Source organism: Acinetobacter sp. YH12241, from assembly GCF_013417535.1.
Lineage (GTDB): Bacteria > Pseudomonadota > Gammaproteobacteria > Pseudomonadales > Moraxellaceae > Acinetobacter.
On record NZ_VPDQ01000010.1, the window covers coordinates 74,186 to 88,949 of the forward strand.

At 40.1% G+C, this 14,764-nt stretch carries 13 protein-coding genes; 4 read left to right on the forward strand and 9 right to left on the reverse strand.

The genetic code is table 11. From position 1 onward, the window contains the following. Positions 1-187: 187 nt before the first annotated feature. The gene (locus FTV18_RS07920; protein WP_179992609.1) at positions 188-1,363 is read left to right on the forward strand and encodes an MFS transporter; all 1,176 of its coding nucleotides are present in this window, start codon (positions 188-190) and stop codon (positions 1,361-1,363) included. A gap of 75 nt (positions 1,364-1,438) precedes the next feature. Here FTV18_RS07920 and FTV18_RS07925 read toward each other — a convergent pair whose 3' ends face one another. The 5 genes from FTV18_RS07925 to FTV18_RS07945 form a co-directional block, all read right to left on the reverse strand. Next, positions 1,439-2,635 carry a PilT/PilU family type 4a pilus ATPase gene (locus FTV18_RS07925; RefSeq protein ID WP_180017399.1) on the reverse strand — a complete coding sequence of 399 codons (1,197 nt, stop codon included), beginning with the start codon at positions 2,633-2,635 and terminating at the stop codon, positions 1,439-1,441. A gap of 403 nt (positions 2,636-3,038) precedes the next feature. Continuing rightward, positions 3,039-4,217 carry a PilT/PilU family type 4a pilus ATPase gene (locus tag FTV18_RS07930; RefSeq protein ID WP_180017401.1) on the reverse strand — a complete coding sequence of 393 codons (1,179 nt, stop codon included), beginning with the start codon at positions 4,215-4,217 and terminating at the stop codon, positions 3,039-3,041. Between the two features lie 255 nt (positions 4,218-4,472). After that, positions 4,473-5,522 carry a 3-deoxy-7-phosphoheptulonate synthase gene (locus FTV18_RS07935; protein ID WP_180017403.1) on the reverse strand — a complete coding sequence of 350 codons (1,050 nt, stop codon included), beginning with the start codon at positions 5,520-5,522 and terminating at the stop codon, positions 4,473-4,475. 538 nt (positions 5,523-6,060) lie between these two features. After that, positions 6,061-6,585 carry a hypothetical protein gene (locus tag FTV18_RS07940; protein WP_159122907.1) on the reverse strand — a complete coding sequence of 175 codons (525 nt, stop codon included), beginning with the start codon at positions 6,583-6,585 and terminating at the stop codon, positions 6,061-6,063. Positions 6,586-6,815: 230 nt separating this feature from the next. Beyond that, on the reverse strand, positions 6,816-7,928 hold the full coding sequence (locus FTV18_RS07945; protein WP_180017405.1) for an S-(hydroxymethyl)glutathione dehydrogenase/class III alcohol dehydrogenase: 1,113 nt from the start codon (positions 7,926-7,928) through the stop codon (positions 6,816-6,818). A 120-nt stretch (positions 7,929-8,048) separates the two neighbouring features. On the opposite strand from FTV18_RS07945, the gene FTV18_RS07950 reads away from it, so the two are divergent. The 3 genes from FTV18_RS07950 to FTV18_RS07960 all read left to right on the forward strand — a co-directional run bounded on the left by FTV18_RS07950 (position 8,049) and on the right by FTV18_RS07960 (position 10,967). Continuing rightward, positions 8,049-9,602, forward strand: a complete 1,554-nt coding sequence (locus FTV18_RS07950) for a phospholipase D family protein (RefSeq protein ID WP_180017408.1) — start codon at positions 8,049-8,051, stop codon at positions 9,600-9,602. A 263-nt stretch (positions 9,603-9,865) separates the two neighbouring features. Then, on the forward strand, positions 9,866-10,303 hold the full coding sequence (locus FTV18_RS07955; RefSeq protein WP_180017410.1) for a hypothetical protein: 438 nt from the start codon (positions 9,866-9,868) through the stop codon (positions 10,301-10,303). A gap of 172 nt (positions 10,304-10,475) precedes the next feature. Then, complete coding sequence (locus tag FTV18_RS07960; protein ID WP_180017412.1) at positions 10,476-10,967, forward strand: pyridoxamine 5'-phosphate oxidase family protein; 492 nt, start codon at positions 10,476-10,478, stop codon at positions 10,965-10,967. 60 nt (positions 10,968-11,027) lie between these two features. On the opposite strand, the gene FTV18_RS07965 is transcribed toward FTV18_RS07960, so the two are convergent. The 4 genes from FTV18_RS07965 to FTV18_RS07980 form a co-directional block, all read right to left on the reverse strand. Next, complete coding sequence (locus FTV18_RS07965) at positions 11,028-11,612, reverse strand: uracil-DNA glycosylase family protein (protein ID WP_034704166.1); 585 nt, start codon at positions 11,610-11,612, stop codon at positions 11,028-11,030. 32 nt (positions 11,613-11,644) lie between these two features. Beyond that, positions 11,645-12,355: an SGNH/GDSL hydrolase family protein gene (locus FTV18_RS07970; RefSeq protein ID WP_159122902.1), complete on the reverse strand. Its 711-nt coding sequence runs from the start codon at positions 12,353-12,355 to the stop codon at positions 11,645-11,647. A 158-nt stretch (positions 12,356-12,513) separates the two neighbouring features. Next, positions 12,514-13,572, reverse strand: a complete 1,059-nt coding sequence (locus FTV18_RS07975) for a fatty acid desaturase (RefSeq protein WP_180017414.1) — start codon at positions 13,570-13,572, stop codon at positions 12,514-12,516. A gap of 410 nt (positions 13,573-13,982) precedes the next feature. Further along, positions 13,983-14,726 (reverse strand): SDR family oxidoreductase, encoded by a 744-nt coding sequence (locus FTV18_RS07980; RefSeq protein WP_180017416.1) that lies wholly within the window; start codon positions 14,724-14,726, stop codon positions 13,983-13,985. Positions 14,727-14,764 lie beyond the last annotated feature (38 nt).

The window sequence follows — 14,764 nt, forward strand, 5'->3', positions numbered from 1 at the left end:
ACTTCATATTTAAAGCTCACCATCAAATACAATGTATTTATATCGGAATTTTATTGTATTTTTCACACATTTTTCTTAAAGTCTTTGCTGTACCTGCTATCACTCGCATCAGATAGCTCAGGCTGCTTTATAAAAATAATATTCATGCTCATCGCAGCATTTCCCTATAGATCAATTTAGGAAAATTATGAAATCCAATCTATTGCCTTTATGGACCAAGCCTTTTGTGCTGTGTCTGGCCAATAACCTGTTTTTATTTATTTTCTATTTTGCACAAACCACGATTTTACCGATTTATATCCTGAAAGAATTAGGTGGAAACTTAGCCCAAGCTGGTCTGGCCATGACCTTGTTCATGATTTCAGCGATTGCTGTACGACCATTTAGCGGCCTGATTATTGAGAAATTGGGTATCCGTAAAACCCTGATTGTTTCTGGAATCTTTTTCAGTCTATTTTCCCTAGCCTACCTGCTTGCCGATCAGTTGACGACCTTATTTATCATCCGTTTTTTGCATGGGATCTGGTTTAGTATTTTGACTACAGTCTGTGTCCCTGTAGTAAATCAGTTTATTCCAGAACAGCGTAAAGGCGAAGGCATGGGCTATTACGTCATGTCAGTCAATCTGGGTATTGTTCTAGGACCATTGATTGGCTTAAGTCTGATTGAATACTGGTCTTATTTTCAGATCACAACGCTGCTTATTGCATTAGTTTTTATCGGATTTGCTTTCTGCTTAATGATTCCGGTCAAAGAGCCTGAGCACATCATTCAAACTATTCCTGAGAAAAAAGGACTGGTGTTGTCTGATGTTGTAGAAAAGAAAGCATTGCCTGTTGCTGTTCTGGCAGCTCTGATTTCTTTCTCTTATGCCAGCATCATGTCTTTTATTGCACCTTTTGCTGCCAGTAAAAACCTGATGGCTTATGCCAGTTTATTCTTTGTCGTATTCGCCATTTCCATGATGAGTTTACGTCCGATTACCGGAAAAATTTACGATCGCAAAGGTCCACAATATGTGATTTATCCTGCGCTACTCATCTTTAGCTTAGGACTCTTTTTACTCAGTCAGATTCAGACGTTGGGGGGATTCCTGCTGGCTGCGGTATTGATTGGTATCGGTTTTGGCAGCGCACAACCTTGCATTCAAACACTGGCCATTCAACGTGCACCGAAACACCGGATTGGTTATGCTACTTCGACCTTTTATACCTTCTATGATGTAGGAATTGCGGTCGGTTCGCTACTGATTGGGGCGCTTATTGCGACTTATAGTTATCAGTTCGCCTTTATTCTCTGTAGTTTACTCACCTTATGCAGTATTGTTTACTTTAAACTGGTCGTTCAAGTTAAGACTGCCTAATACAAGTTAATATCTAAATATAATAAAAAAACAGGCAGATGAACTGCCTGTTTTAATTCTGACACGAAGATGTATTTATTCAGATGCTGAAGTATTTTCCTGTTCTTTTTCTTCAGCTTTCGGTTCTTGCATCATCGTGAATTGTGTTGCTTCTCCAGCAGCAGGATTATCCTGGCGGTTGCTTTTCAGCTTGATCTGTAAACGTAATTCATTAGTCGAATCAGCATTACGCAATGCTTCCTCATAAGAAATCGCACCCTCGTTATACAGGTCAAATAAGGCCTGATCGAAAGTCTGCATGCCCAGTTCACGAGATTTGCCCATAATGGCTTTCAGCTCATGAAACTCACCTTTTAGAATCAGATCAGAAATCAAAGGTGTATTTAACATGATTTCAATTGCAGCCCGACGCCCTTTTCCATCCTGAGTACGAATCAAACGCTGGGAAATAATCGCCTTCATATTCGAAGATAAATCCATTAATAACTGATTACGGCGTTCTTCCGGGAAGAAGTTAATAATCCGGTCCAAAGTCTGGTTAGCATTATTGGAATGCAGTGTACCCAGACATAAATGTCCGGTTTCAGCAAAGGCAATTGCGTGTTCCATGGTTTCGGTATCCCGAATCTCACCGATCAGAATTACATCGGGGGCCTGACGCAAGGTATTTTTCAGCGCATTGTGCCAGGAATGGCAATCGACTCCAACTTCACGGTGAGTAATCATGGATTTCTTGTGTTTATGTACATATTCCACCGGATCTTCCACGGTAATGATATGCCCCGCCGAATTTTCATTGCGGTAGTCAATCATCGCTGCCAGAGAGGTCGATTTACCTGAACCCGTTCCTCCTACAACCAGTACCAGACCGCGTTTTTCCATAATCACGTGTTTCAATGATTCTGGTAATTTCAGTTTCTGGAAATTTGGAATTTCTGCCGTAATGGTCCGGATTACCATCCCGACCTGAAGCTGTTGTACAAAAACATTTACCCGGAAGCGCGATACACCCGGTACAGTAATCGCGAAGTTACATTCTAGTTCAGCTTCAAACTCTTGACGCTGTTTATCATTCATCAAGCTATAAGCAAACAGTTTGGTTTTTTCAGCAGTAAGAATTTGTTGTCCAAAGGGCTTCATTAAGCCCTGATGTTTAATACTCGGTGGAAAATCTGCGGTAATAAATAAGTCTGAGCCCCCATATTCCACTACTTTGGTCAGCATGTGATGCATGAATTTTTTTGCTTCGTTCAACAGTTCTGCCGTGAACATTCTCTTCCCCTGGAAATACACAATTACATGAATTTAAATGCTTGATTCATGCCAATATCATTTGATTTTTATTGTGCAGCGTTTTTTTTAAAGCCTCAAATAGATTTAATTTATAAAGAAAATATTTTTTAAAATTTATGTGATGTAGTTCAATTAAATATCAATTAAGTAGACATATATTACCTTTTAAAACCTATTTCATTTTAAAAGAATATTACAATGAAAAAGATCATATTCAGGATAAATGCAAGACGGTGAAACTGAATTCACCAGGCAAGTAAGGATAAAATTAAAAAATTAGATAGGTGGCCTAAAACTGCCTTGCTTAAAAGCCACCATTAAAGAAGATTTATGACTCAGTTCTATTGAACTGAATAGTAGTCTGTTTATTAAAAAGCCAAGATTAATCAGGAGAAAGTGCACGCGATCTGGACTGTTCCAGAAGTGAAATCTGTGCATTTTCTGCCTGTAAAACAGGATTAATACGACTGCTCTTCAGCTTGATTTGCAAACGTAATTCATTGCTGGAGTCTGCATTACGCAAGGCTTCTTCATAAGAAATAATGCCTTGGTTATATAAATCAAATAATGCCTGATCAAAGGTTTGCATGCCCAGTTCCCGCGAACGAGCCATAATCGTTTTAAGTTCATGGAATTCACCTTTACGAATCAGGTCAGAAACTAAAGGAGTATTTTGCAGAATTTCTACCGCAGCCCGACGACCTTTACCATCTTCAGTGCGAATTAGCCGCTGAGAAATCACGGCTTTGATATTAGCTGATAAATCTAGCAGTAACTGATTACGGCGTTCTTCTGGAAAGAAGTTAATAATCCGGTCCAGTGCCTGATAGGCATTATTAGAATGGAGTGTTGCAAGACATAAATGGCCAGATTCAGCAAAGGCAATTGCATGCTCCATACTGTCTGTATCCCTGATTTCGCCAATCACGATAACGTCAGGTGCCTGCCGCATGGTATTAATCAGTGCATTGTGCCAGGAAACGCAATCTACACCAATTTCACGTTGGGTGATCATCGAGTTTTTATGCTGATAGACATATTCCACCGGGTCTTCGATCGTAATAATATGCCCTTCAGTATGCGTATTACGATAATCAATCATGGCTGCCAATGTAGTCGATTTCCCGACACCCGTTGCACCAACTACCAGCACCAAACCACGTTTCTGCATGATGACCTGTTGCAATGAAGCTGGTAAGCCTAACTGCTCAAAGCTTGGAATATCTGTCGTAATGATTCGAATCACCATGCCTACATTGTGCTGTTGCTGAAAGACATTAACCCGGAAGCGCGACACGCCCGGGATGCTAATACTAAAATTGCATTCCATCACCGATTCAAATTCCTGAATCTGTCGCTCATTCATCAAGGCATAAGCAAACAAACGGGTCTTATCGGCTGTGAGTTTCTGCTGACCAAATGGTTTCATCAACCCCTGCTGTTTGATACTGGGCGGGAAATCAGCTGTAATAAAAAGGTCGGAACTATCATATTCCACGACTTTGGTCAGCATATGGTGCATAAATTTACGTGCTTCATCGAGTAATTCAGTTGTATACATAGCAAGCTTCCCGGGATCATTACTCATCCGCTGTTTAAAAACAGTATCAGGCTGACCTATAATAAATTATTGTTATTGTTTATTTTTTTAAATTAATTATTTTTTATGAATTTTTTAAAATCGTTTTAATACTCATTGTTTTAATTTTCAAAATATCGAATTGTTGCTTTCAGCATTTAGAAAAATACTTCTGAACAACCATATCCGATCATAATATCTTTCCTCAACGAATTGAGGAAAGATAAGATCGTGAGTTTAAGCGCTACGCTTTAAACTTTCGCATCGCAGTGAATCAGCCATATTTAACAATAATTGCTCGGTTTTTGTCCAGCCCAGACATCCATCAGTCACTGACTGGCCGTAAACCATATCTTCAGAGATTTTCTGATTGCCATCGACCAGATGACTTTCGAGCATTACACCCCGCACATTGCTGTGCAAACGTTCAGCGACGATCTGCTCCAGCACTTCAGGTTGTAGCATTGGGTTTTTTGAACTATTGCCATGACTGCAATCAATAACCAGGGCCGGCAAATCGGTTGAGTGTTTCGCTTTAATTTTTTCAATTTCAGACAACTGGTAGTTCGGACCACTATTTGAACCACGCAGGATCAAATGTGCTTTTGGATTCCCTTTTGAGCTCAGGATACACGGCAGACCCGATTGGCTCATGCCCATGAACTGATGTGGATTGGAAGCTGACTGAATAGCATCAAGAGCAATTTGAATCGAACCATCTGTCCCATTTTTGAAACCGATGCTGTACGGCATATGGCTGGAAATTTCACGGTGAATTTGTGATTCACTGGTACGCGCGCCAATCGCACCCCATGCCAATAGATCATCGAAATACGCCGTTGCCATTGGACTTAAGATCTCTGAGGCAATCGGCAGGCCCATGCCAATCAGTTTTAGGTACAGTGCACGAGATTTTTCCAGACCCAATTGAATATTGGATGAGCCATCGAGTTCTGGGTCATACAGGAAGCCTTTCCAGCCTACAGTAGTACGTGGTTTTTCAATATAGGCCCGCATAACCAGGAAAATTTGATCAGAAACCTGTTCCTGAAGCTGTTTTAATTTTTCTGCATATTCCAGTGCGGAAGCTTCATCATGAATGGAACATGGTCCGGTAATCACCATTAAACGGTGATCTTTACCCTCTAAAATATTTTGAATAATTTGACGCTGTTCAGCGACTTGTACAGCCAATTGCGGAGACAGTGGCAATTGCTGCTTAAGTTGCTGTGGCAAAGCTAAAATGGTTTCTGTTTGATGTTGTTGTGATGTATTTGCAATATTCATGACTTTAAATCCTGGGACTGGCAATCAGTCCAAACTTTTATTTGAGCGTTATGGGTCTAATCGAAGATGTCGAAAGCGTCATTAGCTGGCTAAAGTAAGACCAATAAAAGTTGCTAAAGTATGAATAGTTAAAGTTTGTCATGGCTGTCTCCAAAAAATTGTTAAATCACATGCATAAAAAAACCTGATCAGGGTTGCCGATCAGGTATTAACTGGTGGGCAACCTTTTCATTGCCCAAACGCATTCAGGCAATTATCTAAACTGCCAGAAATAAAAATAAGCGTTTGAAATGATAGGTTGCTTTAACATGTTTATGTCTTTCATAAAAATGTGAATCTGAAATTAAAATACGCGCTCTATCCAGTTTTGACAAGTAGTAAATATAAAAAAATATTTATCAGTATTTATACTTTTACTTATCGCCCTAGAATTCTAACCTTTCAGATATTAATAATGGACAAAGTCGTGACGGTCAGCAGACTTTGCCCATTTCCTTAAAACCAAGAGCATATTAGATCTTGGTTTTGGCATTTGCAATTAACGGGTTACGCGATTCCATGCATCACGTACTGCAAATTTTGCCTGTTCCCAGTTCAGACGTGACTGGCCTTTTGCCTGTTCCCATTTTACTTTCAGATCGCTTTCTACATCTTCAAAACGGGTATTGGCATCATATGCTCCACGGTTTTCATAACCGACACGATAGGCCGCATCATAGTCACGATCGTAATCTAAATCGCTATACGTGGTACGGGCATCTGAATAATAAGGGGTTTCAACGGCATTATCTCGCCAGAATGCTGCTTCTTCAGTCGGGTTCACAGCTTCGCCTACGCCTTTACCTGCGAGACCACCGACCACTGCCCCCACAACACCGCCTACTGCTGCACCAACAGGACCGCCTGCTGCACCGACCGCTGCACCTGCAGCTGCGCCACCGGCAGCACCTACGCCTGTGCCAATAGGATGTGCACCTGGCTCGCCGCTAATTGGATCGGCATTTAAATCATCACGGACATCTTTAGGAGAATTTTTAATACGATCAAATCTATCATTCGACATAGAGCTTATCCTTATTCTTTAAAATGATTCTTAAACATGGTTTTAATCGCGTCTCTCAATACGCTTCTATTCACTATAAGCATCTGGCATGTAATGACCTTAGAAGCCTTGTGTTTTTTAGGTAAAGCTCTGTGGTGCTTTGATAGGCAAATGTATCTGATATATTTTAATTATTAAAATAAAAGGCCGGTGTTTACCGGCCTTTATGAAGTTTAAATCGCTAAATCATTTTAATCAAAATGAATCACGCTACGGATCGATTTGCCTTCATGCATCAGATCAAAGGCTTCATTGATCTGTTCTAATGGCATCTTATGTGTCACAAATGGTTCTAACTGAATTTCACCTTTCATGGCCTGTTCAACCATGCCCGGTAATTGAGAACGACCTTTAACACCACCAAATGCCGTACCCATCCATTTACGGCCTGTGACTAGCTGGAATGGACGAGTTGAGATTTCTTTACCTGCACCTGCTACGCCAATAATCACAGACTGACCCCAGCCACGGTGTGCACATTCTAGTGCTGAACGCATTACGTCGACATTACCAATACATTCAAAAGAGTGGTCTACGCCCCAACCGGTCATTTCCACAATCACTTGCTGAATTGGCTTGTCATAGTCTTTTGGATTCACAAAATCAGTAGCGCCAAACTGTTTAGCCAGTTCGAATTTATCTGGATTGGTATCCACGGCAATAATACGGCCGGCTTTGGCCTGGCGAGCACCTTGTACAACTGCAAGACCGATACCGCCTAAGCCAAATACAGCGACGCTATCGCCTTCCTGTACTTTAGCAGTGTTATGTACTGCACCAATACCTGTAGTCACGCCACAGCCTAATAAACACACTTGCTCATGGTTAGCTTCAGGGTTAATTTTCGCCAGAGAAACTTCTGCAACGACTGTATATTCAGAGAACGTTGAACAGCCCATATAATGATAAATCGGCAGGCCATTATAAGAAAAACGGGTAGTTCCATCTGGCATTACACCTTTACCCTGAGTTGCACGAACCGCTACACACAGGTTAGTTTTACCTGATTTACAGAACAAACATTCACCACATTCTGCTGTGTAAAGTGGAATCACATGATCACCCGGTTTCAGACTCGTCACGCCTTCACCAACCTCAACGACCACACCCGCACCTTCATGGCCTAAAATGGCTGGAAATACGCCTTCCGGATCATCACCAGACAAGGTAAATGCATCGGTATGACATACGCCAGTATGGCTAATTTTTACCAGTACCTCACCTGCTTTTGGTGGAGCAACATCTACTTCCACAATTTCTAATGGCTGACCTGGGCCAAATGCAACCGCTGCACGTGATTTCATGTAAAACGATCCTTTTATTACTGATTTACAGATGGTTAACAGTAACCTCTTTCTATTCGGAGATTCAACCATTAACATCACTAGTTGAGGAATAAAACCCCTATAACTAATGGAACATCAATGACTAAGCCCTCGTCAATTATATGTTTAAGTATTTTTGTTTTTAGCCTGACTATTTCTGGCTGTGAATTAGCTCCCAATACAGCAAAAGAAGAAGCTATTACTCCAGTACAATCGACCCACTGGATCAGAGAGGAACAACTGCCACAGATTCAGGAAGGGAAAACGGCTTATCTGCCTTTATATGACGGTTTTATGAGTATGGCGGCAAGGTTATATCTGATTAATCAAGCCAAATACCATCTCGACCTGCAATATTACATCTGGAAAGATGACTATATTGGCAACATGATCCTCTCCCAATTATTAAAAGCCGCAGACCGTGGCGTGAAGGTTCGGGTTCAGATTGATGACCAGAACGGGACTCAACTGGATGATAAGTTGCTGGCCTTAGCCCAGCATCCTAATTTCGAAGTCCGACTATTTAATCCTTATAAATTCCGTCAATTGCGTGCCCTGGATTACGGATTCCGTATGAAATATATTAATCCGCGTATGCATAACAAACTGATTATTGCGGATGGTACGGCAGCGGTCACAGGTGGTCGGAATATCAGTAGTGAATATTTTGATGCCAGTAAGGATTTTCAGTTTAGCGATGTTGATATTTTCTTTGCCGGAAAGCCAGCACACGATGCGAATCAAACCTTTATCAAATTCTGGAACGATGATCTAAGCTATGATATCCGACAAGTTCTAAATGATTCGGGTAATCCACAACTTTTAAAACGACTAAGAACTGAATTTAAAGAAGATGAAGTCGATAAAAATGAATTGAAACGCCGAGTCGGTATTGCGGAGCAGCAGATTGATGAACAACTGAGAAAGCGCCCGATCAAATGGGGAAATGCCTATTTTGTTGCCGATGCCCCTTCCAAGGTTCGTCGTAGCGCCCAGAATGGCGATTATATTTATACCCATATGCTGGAACTCATGGGTGAACCCAAAGACCACCTAGAATTCGTTTCTTCTTATTTCATTCCTACTCAGGAAGGTGCGGATTATTTAAGTAAACGTTCCCAACAGGGTGTCAAAATCAGAATTTTAACCAATTCTTTCCAAGCAAATGATGTTGCTTTGGTTCATGCCTATTATCAGCAATACCGTAAACAGCTGCTCAAGAATGGAATCAAGCTCTGGGAATTCAAACCTTATATTGAACGGCCAAAACGGACCTGGTATGAAATTATGACCGGTAATATTATTCCGGCCAAAAATAAGAACAGTTCCAGTTTACATGCCAAATTCTTTGATCTGGATGGCATGGTATTTATTGGTTCCTTTAACTTTGATCCACGCTCTGCCTATTTAAACACTGAAGTCGGTCTGGTGATTGAATCCGATCAACTTCAAGATGAAATTACTAAGTCCTTAAACCAGTATTTACCCAGAATGGCTTATCAACTGAAGTTAGATAAAGAGGGTGAGATCATTTGGCTGGAACACCAAAAAAATGGTTCAGTCATTCAGCATAATCATGACCCTGAAACGACACAGTTCCAGCGTTATATGATGAATCTGGCAACAAAATTCCCGGGAGAATGGTTAATGTAATGACAGATACATTGCAATCAAATTACATTTAATGTGATTTTTCCTTAATTGATAGTTGGCTTTGGATATTTTAAATCTTTATTGCTGATAAGCTGAACAATATAAAATTGACTAAATCTCTAAATCGGGTTTTTATACTTATATTTTTCAGCTTATTTCTTATATATTAATCAGATCAATACCTACAAAGGTTTTACCTATTCCGTTGATTGCTCTAAAATTACACTTTTCCAGTATTTTGCGAATTTTCGCTTTCCACTCCCATGCAATTTTTTGATTTAAGTCGTCAGTTTAAACTCGGTGATATTCTCACCCCTGTTAAGACCTTGCAGGATCTGTCTCAACAAGAATGGTTTTTAGCCAAAATACGGGTTGAACATGACTGCCTGTCTGATTCGGACTTGGTCGAAGGTCAGGTCGTACTTAAATCTAATCAGAATATCCAGGTCGAACTGGAATGGCTGATTCAGGATACCGGTTATGAATTACAGGTGCTATTCAAAGGTGTTGAAACCGAAGCTTCTGAAGAAACACTGGTGATGGTTAAAGGCGCGCAACTGGTCGATGAACAACAGCAACTGATTTCTGCACAAGCTTTAAGTTTATGGATTGACGGGACATTACTCCCGATGTTGCCGAATATCCGCAAAGAAATTAAAGCGCGCTTAAACCTGTGGGATTATGTGGAATATGATGGTTAATTCATTTTTCCATTTCTAAAATTTGAAAGAGCCATATCGGCTCTTTTTCGTTTACAGGGAATTTACCTAATATATTTAATTGGTTAAATTGCCCTTGCCTGAATATTTTTATGGCAATGCCTATTTTAGACATACAGATTAAGCTTGATTAAAATAATAAAGAGAAAACATCATGATTTCCCCTTCTGAATGGCAAAATATCCGTCAAGTTGTTGCAGATGCGCAGCGTGCAGCAATGCATTGTTCGATCGCAACCGTCAATCCCCGAGGCTTTCCTAGTATTACTCCGATCGGAACTGTCTTTCTGGATCAGCAGTCTAGTACAGGTTTGTTTTTTGATACTTACTCCACCACCTTCTCTGAAAATTTACAGCATCAGCCACTTGCCTGCATTCAGGCTGTGAATAGCAGCAAACTGTTCTGGTTAAGTTCCATGTTCAAGGGAAAATTTAAGCATTATCCCGGTGTACGTTTATATGCAGAGATTGGCTCTTTACGTCCTGCAACAGCGGAAGAGATTGAGAAAGTTGAATCTCGTATCTCTACATTAAAATGGAGTAAAGGTAGCAAACTGATCTGGTCCAGCTTTCATCATGTTCGGGATATTAAAGTTAAGGATTATCGCTGGGTCGAATATCCCAATATGCAGGTAGAAAATACTTAAAAACTTTCTAAAAGTAAGCTTATTTCATAAATATACTTAATATTTATATTTATTCATAACTCAAATTAGACCGACATGCTCGAACATCATCCGGTAACTATCTGCTTTCTTATCCAGAGCCAAAGGATAAGCCCGGGATGAAGATGGCATCCGGTATAGATACAGGTCACGGCCAAGAAAATGTGCCTGTGTTGGCTCACCTATACCGGGTTTCAACGTACCTTCAGGCATAGAGAGCATCAAAGTATCTGTGGCCTTGTCGCCTGTAGTCATGATGTGGTTGCAGTCCGGCATTTTCCCTAATAGATCCTGCAAATTGGTTGGCACTACAATTTCTAGAAATTTATCGGAAGCATTTCCCTTCAGGCGTCGGATCTGATAAGCACTGTCAAAAATCGCAATCCCCGTTTCAGTTAGAAACTCACGGATTAGATGTTCCTGAAATTTTTTATTAGGTAAGTCCAAAAAGTAATCTTTATTTTTAAAGAAAATTAACCCAAATATCCGCCACATATCATTTTGGTAATTCGGATAATAAAAATTCATTTTCCAGCGCGTTGCGGGTGGCGGAAAACTGCCCAACATCAATAATTTGGCATTGGGCGGTAAAAATGGCGGTAATGGATGGGTTTCAATATCCGACATAAACTGTTCCAGATTCAGGTATTTCAGTTATTTTAGAATGCCTGACGGATCTTGCTAGCGACTTCTTGTCCCCAAAGTGTATAAACTTCCTTACTTGGATGAAAACCATCTTTGGCCATTTGTAAATTCATGGCACGATATTTTTCAATATCGTATTCAATCCATTGCATGTTGATCTGCTTGTTCACAAATTTTTCCAGTTGTTGGTTCATGTGTTTGGCATATTGACCAAATAACCAGGCCAAAGGATTCGGTAAAGCTGGGAACATGTTCATTGGAGGGACACCGGCTGCAATGACCAGTTTTGGATTAAACTTTTGCTGGATTTTGCCATAAAACTGTTCCTGCTTCTTGATCCAGACATCGGCAGGCATGAGCTTAGTCACATCATTCACGCCGACTGAAGTCACGACCACATCATAGGATTTAGCTTCAATCTGGTCTAAAGTACGAATGACCTTTGAGGTGGTATCGCCCGTTTTTGCCTGTAACTTCCATTCAATTTCAAAGTCATTTTTTAGCTCATTCAGAATCGCGCCAAGTAAGGCATCATTCTGATGATCTACCCCGACCCCTGCTGCTGCTGAATCACCCACAATCAGTAATGAAAGTTTTTTGCCTGTTCCTGTTTGGCCTTCACGTGCACCCTCTGGTTCTGGAAGTTTTATCGTATTTTTTTTGACACGGTTACCCTGAATTACGAGCGCGGGAATTAAGGCGATAGTGGCAGCTTTGAGCAACATAATGGACTAATTTATATAAAGATATGATTAATTTTACTGCAATTTATGGATTACGAGTAATACCTCAGCAGTCATTTTTAATGAATATTCACGTAACTTTAACTAGCAAAATAAAAAAATCCCGGCGTTTAACGGGATTTTTTAATGTGGCTGATATATCAAACTTTATGATCATTCCAGCGGTTCATACGCTTGAAAGTCCCGATATCATTAAAGCGTACACCCACTTCCTTCATGACTTTATGCGCTGTTTTAGAGGTCAACTGGCGAATATAGAAAGGTTCTTTGACGACAAAATGATGGATCGCATGAGTTGAACCGAAATTACAGCAAAATAACTGGAATGGCACCATCCACCATGGATTCAGTACCTGAGTCTGCTTGATGACATCGCGTGGATCAATATCACCATAATAATGCATATTGGAGCTAACGAATTGCAGGCTAAAAGAACGGATAAAATTCGGAATGATCCAAATTACTGCCAAGAAATTCACGAGCGGCATAGCTTCGATGATACTTTCCGACCAAAGCATTTCATAACCAAAGATTGGTGCAACGGCATTGCCTACATGAAAGACTACAAATAAATAGCACAGACCATAATAAATCAAGCTTAATGGCAAGAAGCCTAATAGCTGAGAAATCATGGCAACTTTACGTTCTTTTTCAGGCTGTTTTTCCATAAAAAGATGAATCATTTTAAACATCTGAAAAGGACGCAAATACACTGACATCAACTGGTCACTGATCACTAGAATGCGGCGAATCCCCCATGGCATACCATTACTGATGCCACGTTCTTCAAGATCATATTCAGTGCCTGAATATTTATGATGATGCAAATGCATGCGTCGGCGAGCCCATGGACTAATCGTATTTGGACGAGCCAGCCACACTAAAGCCAACATTAAATGATGTGCCCAAGGTGTTTTTTTGAAATACATATAATGAATCAGGTCATGTTCTAATTCATGTGTCAGTGAAGCAAAAATTGCAATTAGGGGAATGGTGAACCACGCAGAAAGATAACCATATCCATATGCCAATGCGCATGCGATCATCCCCGTCCAGGCAAAACCTAAAATACTCGCACCAATGAAATTCTGATGTTTAAGTATAGGATAACGGGTACGTATTTCTTCCCCGGCCTGTGTAACGATATTTCTGACCTTAGAGATTCGCTGTTGGTGAGTCATATCCGAAGATGTAGACATATGGACAACCTTTGATTTCTGAACAGTTGTACATTAAAGGAATTTATAAAAAAGAGAAGTTATCTTTCCACTTTCGCAGCGAGTATGTCCAAGTTTTAGGCAGTTTTAGTAATTTTTTCAAGATCAAGAATAAAGCAGAAAAATAAGGAGTATTTTCTATAAAACTTGTCGTCTAAAAATTCTCTTCTTAAAAATTTAATTATTTCTATTCTGATAGAATTTTAATTTTATATAGAAATAAAATTTATTCATCATCAAAGTGTTAATGACTTTTAGTGAATTAACTAATTATTTTAATAATTTATAATACCTTTAGATACGATGCCAGAATTATCCAACCTACTTTTATCCAAATTTTTAAATACTAAAAATTAAAAAAGCCCCGAATGGAGCTTTTTTAAATTGAAGTTTTAACCTAATTTATTGACTAATTTTAGCGGCAATATTTTCATTGCTAAACCGAGTGGCAACCAAGGCCATTTCGGTACATAGGCTTTAACTGGTGCTTTTTCAATTTCTTCTGCCAATAAGCGTGAACCCGTTTTCTCATCCACTTCAAATGGTAATTTTTTCGCGCCTTCATTGATTTCAGTACGAATATAGCCTGGGAAAATGGTCGTGACTTTAATTGGTGTATCAATTAGCTCAGCACGAATGCCTTCAGCCAGATGTGCAACCCCAGCCTTACTTGCGCCATAAGCGGTCAAGTGTTTTGGCATACCACGCATTGCACTCATCGATGAAATCATCACCAGATGACCGGAGTTTTGTGCGCGGAAAATTTCCACTGCAGCTTCACATTGTGCCAATGCAGAAATAAAGTTGGTTTCAACAGTAGCTTTATTGATCGCAAAATTACCTTTACCAATCCGGTGGCCTTCACCTACACCGGCATTGACAATAATCCGGTCAATGGTGCCAAAGTCTTCTTTAAAGGCACGGAAAACTTCAAAAACCTGATCATAATTGGTCACATCCAGTGTTTTGGCAATGACTTTAATATCATATTGGCTCTCGAGTTCCTGCTTCAAAGTTTCCAGACGTTCCAGACGACGTGCACAAATCGCCAGGTTATACCCTTTTTTTGCAAATTCACGTGCCATACCGGCACCAATCCCTGAACTTGCACCAGTAATTAAAATCGTTTTAGCCATATTTTTACCCTATCCCTTTATTTTATAAGGTGTTTTAT

Coding starts and splice junctions, on each gene's coding strand:
- FTV18_RS07920 (WP_179992609.1), top strand. CDS start 188: ATGAAATCCAATCTATTGCCTTTATGGACCAAGCCTTTTGTGCTGTGT.
- FTV18_RS07925 (WP_180017399.1), bottom strand. CDS start 2,635: ATGTTCACGGCAGAACTGTTGAACGAAGCAAAAAAATTCATGCATCAC.
- FTV18_RS07930 (WP_180017401.1), bottom strand. CDS start 4,217: ATGTATACAACTGAATTACTCGATGAAGCACGTAAATTTATGCACCAT.
- FTV18_RS07935 (WP_180017403.1), bottom strand. CDS start 5,522: ATGAATATTGCAAATACATCACAACAACATCAAACAGAAACCATTTTA.
- FTV18_RS07940 (WP_159122907.1), bottom strand. CDS start 6,585: ATGTCGAATGATAGATTTGATCGTATTAAAAATTCTCCTAAAGATGTC.
- FTV18_RS07945 (WP_180017405.1), bottom strand. CDS start 7,928: ATGAAATCACGTGCAGCGGTTGCATTTGGCCCAGGTCAGCCATTAGAA.
- FTV18_RS07950 (WP_180017408.1), top strand. CDS start 8,049: ATGACTAAGCCCTCGTCAATTATATGTTTAAGTATTTTTGTTTTTAGC.
- FTV18_RS07955 (WP_180017410.1), top strand. CDS start 9,866: ATGCAATTTTTTGATTTAAGTCGTCAGTTTAAACTCGGTGATATTCTC.
- FTV18_RS07960 (WP_180017412.1), top strand. CDS start 10,476: ATGATTTCCCCTTCTGAATGGCAAAATATCCGTCAAGTTGTTGCAGAT.
- FTV18_RS07965 (WP_034704166.1), bottom strand. CDS start 11,612: ATGTCGGATATTGAAACCCATCCATTACCGCCATTTTTACCGCCCAAT.
- FTV18_RS07970 (WP_159122902.1), bottom strand. CDS start 12,355: ATGTTGCTCAAAGCTGCCACTATCGCCTTAATTCCCGCGCTCGTAATT.
- FTV18_RS07975 (WP_180017414.1), bottom strand. CDS start 13,572: ATGTCTACATCTTCGGATATGACTCACCAACAGCGAATCTCTAAGGTC.
- FTV18_RS07980 (WP_180017416.1), bottom strand. CDS start 14,726: ATGGCTAAAACGATTTTAATTACTGGTGCAAGTTCAGGGATTGGTGCC.